Genomic DNA, 2,802 nt, shown 5'->3' with positions numbered 1-2,802 from the left:
TCGCGCAGGGCGGCCGGCGGCGGGGCGGCGGTGGACCAGGCGAGGCGGACGGCGTCCTCGGCGAGGTCGCGCACCTCGGCCCGGCAGCGCCCGCAGGTGCGCAGGTGCCGTTCGAAGCGGACCCGTTCCGCGGGCTCCAGGGCGTCGAGCGCGTAGGGAGCGGCCAGCGAGTGCACGTCGCCGCGGCGCCCCAGCCGGTCGAACAGGCTCATACGGCGCCTCCCAGGCAGTCGCGCAGCCGGGTCAGACCGTCGCGCATACGGGTCTTGACCGTGCCCAGTGGCAGCGAGAGCCGCTCCGCCACCTCACGGTAGGTGTAGCCGTCGTAGTAGGCGAGGGTGACCGACTGCCGCTGGAGGGCGGTCAGCCGGTCCAGGCAGCGCCGCACCCACTCGCGTTCGAGGCCGGCCTCCACCTCCTCGGCGACCTGGTCGAAGGCGGGGCCGTTGCCGCGCCGGGCCTCCCGCTCCTCGCGTTCCCCCGCGGCGCGGGCGCTGCGCACCCGGTCGACGGCGCGGCGGTGGGCCAGGGTGAGGACCCAGGACAGCGCGCTGCCCCGGGCGGGGTCGAACCGCGCGGCGGACCGCCACAGTTCGAGCAGCACCTCCTGGGCCACCTCCTCGGACTGGGCGGGGTCGCGCACCACGCGCCGCACCAGTCCGAACACCGGCCCGGACACCAGCCCGTACAGGTCCTCGAATGCCTTCTGGTCGCCTCCCGCCACGCGCACCAGAAGCTCGTCCGCCTCCAACAGCCACCCCCCTCTCCCGGGCCCCGCCGGGCCACCCTGCCGCACGAGGCGTTCGCAGCGAGCGCGCCTCCGGATGGGAACTACGGATCACCGGGCCGAAAACGCGGGTCGGGCGGCGAGAAATCCTACGGCCGGTCCGGCCGGACGGCATCGGCCCGGGCAGGTCTCGTGGAAACCCGACCAATCCGCTCCCGCCACCGCTCCGAATTCCGTTGCGTCAGAGGCAAGTCGGCACGGAGGACGGACGGCATGACACCTATCTCGAGCACCGCCGCGGGACGCAGGGGACTCGCGACCCTGATCTGTGGCGCACTGGCCGCCGGCGGGCTCGCCGCCGCCGGGGCGACCACCCTGCAACCGCGGCCGGCCGGCGCCTCCAGTCACCGCGAGGCCCCGCTGATCTCGGGCACCCCGCAGTACGACAACACGGACCTGTACGCCTTCGTCAGCCCCGACAAGCCGGACACCACCACGGTCATCGCCAACTGGATCCCGTTCGAGGAACCGGCCGGCGGGCCGAACTTCTTCACGTTCGCCGAGGACGCCCAGTACGACATCCACATCGACAACAACGGGGACGCGCAGGGCGAACTGCTGTTCCGCTACACGTTCACGACCCACACGAAGAACGACAAGTCGTTCCTCTACAACACCGGCCCGGTCACCAGCCTCGACGACCAGGATCTCAACATCACGCAGACGTACGACATCGAGCTGCTGAAGCTGAAGAACCAGCACCCCGTGTCCCGCACGAAGATCGCCGACGACGTGCCGGTCGCGCCGTCGAACGTCGGCAAGGCGTCCATGCCGGACTACGACGCCCTGCGCAAGGAGGCCGTCCACGAACTGGCGGGCGGGGCGACGACGTTCGCCGGTCAGGCCGACGACCCCTTCTTCCTCGACCTGCGCGTCTTCGACCTGCTGTACGGCGGGAACCTCTCCGAGGTCGGCAACGACACCCTCAAGGGCTACAACGTCAACTCCCTGGCGCTCCAGGTACCCACCGACATGATCACCGAGTCGGCGGACCAGCCCGTCGTCGGCGTCTGGTCGACCACCCAGCGCAAGAACGCCGCCGGGGACTTCGTCCAGGTGTCCCGGCTGGGCAGCCCGCTGGTCAACGAGGTCGTCAACCCCCTGAAGGACAAGGACACCTTCAACGCGTCGGGGCCGTGGGACGACGCGCAGTTCCTGAAGAACGTCACCGAACCCGAACTGCCGAAGCTGATCGAGGGGATCTACAAGATCGAGGCCCCCGCCGAGCCGCGCGACGACCTCGTCGACGTGTTCCTCAAGGGCGTGGAGGGGCTGAACCGGCCGCCGCACGTGACGCCGTCGGAGATGCTGCGCCTCAACACGTCGGTCGAGCCCGCCGCGAAGCCGAAGCGGCTGGGCGTCCTGGACGGCGACAACGCGGGCTTCCCCAACGGGCGGCGGCTGACGGACGACGTGATCGACGCCTCGCTCCAGGTCGTCGAGGGCGAACTCGTCGGCGCGAAGAACGACCTGGGGGACGCGGTCGACGCCAACGACAAGGAGTTCGGCGACACCTTCCCCTACCTGGCGAACCCGACGGAGGGCTCGCGCGGCCCGCTCGCGAAGGGCGTGGACAGCGGCAACGACGTCCGCAACCAGCTCGGTGACGCCCTGCGCCCGGCGGGCGCCGCGGGTTCCGACGACACCACCCTGATCGCCGCCTCCGCGGGTGCGGGCGCCGGCGGCATCCTGCTGATCGGCGTGGCCCTGATGTGGTGGCGCCGGATGCGCGGCCGGGCGTACTGACCCGCCCCGGGCGGCCGGGACCACTCCCCCGCCCCACCGACAGGCGCGGCCCGTCCCCTCCCATCCCCTGCGGCACGGGCCGCGCCGCCGACTCCGGCACCCGAGCGGGTGACGCACGACCGAGGAGAGGCATGCCTCCGGCAACGAACGACAACACCCCGCACCCCGCCGCCGGCCGGCCCGGCGGGAAGGGCATGAACGGGAGCACGCCGGACGCCGGCCCCGCTCCGGAGCCGACGCCGGGGCCCGGCCCCGGGGCCGACGGCTTG

The 2,802-nt window shown here is 72.4% G+C and carries 3 protein-coding genes; 1 reads left to right on the top strand and 2 read right to left on the bottom strand.

What is annotated here, in order from left to right; genetic code table 11:
- Positions 1 to 212: zf-HC2 domain-containing protein (locus G3I53_RS21535; RefSeq protein ID WP_203617313.1), on the bottom strand; the 212-nt coding region annotated here is incomplete at its 3' end.
- Positions 209 to 751, bottom strand: a complete 543-nt coding sequence (locus G3I53_RS21530; RefSeq protein WP_164337729.1) for a sigma-70 family RNA polymerase sigma factor — start codon at positions 749 to 751, stop codon at positions 209 to 211. The genes G3I53_RS21535 and G3I53_RS21530, both read right to left, overlap by 4 nt.
- A 249-nt stretch (positions 752 to 1,000) precedes the next feature.
- On the opposite strand from G3I53_RS21530, the gene G3I53_RS21525 reads away from it, so the two are divergent.
- Positions 1,001 to 2,533, top strand: a complete 1,533-nt coding sequence (locus tag G3I53_RS21525) for a DUF4331 domain-containing protein (protein ID WP_164337728.1) — start codon at positions 1,001 to 1,003, stop codon at positions 2,531 to 2,533.
- The last annotated feature ends 269 nt before the right edge of the window (positions 2,534 to 2,802 follow it).

Origin of the sequence: Streptomyces sp. SID14436, assembly GCF_010548465.1 — a bacterium.
Lineage (GTDB): Bacteria > Actinomycetota > Actinomycetes > Streptomycetales > Streptomycetaceae > Streptomyces.
This window is presented reverse-complemented; position numbering and strand designations above follow the sequence as displayed.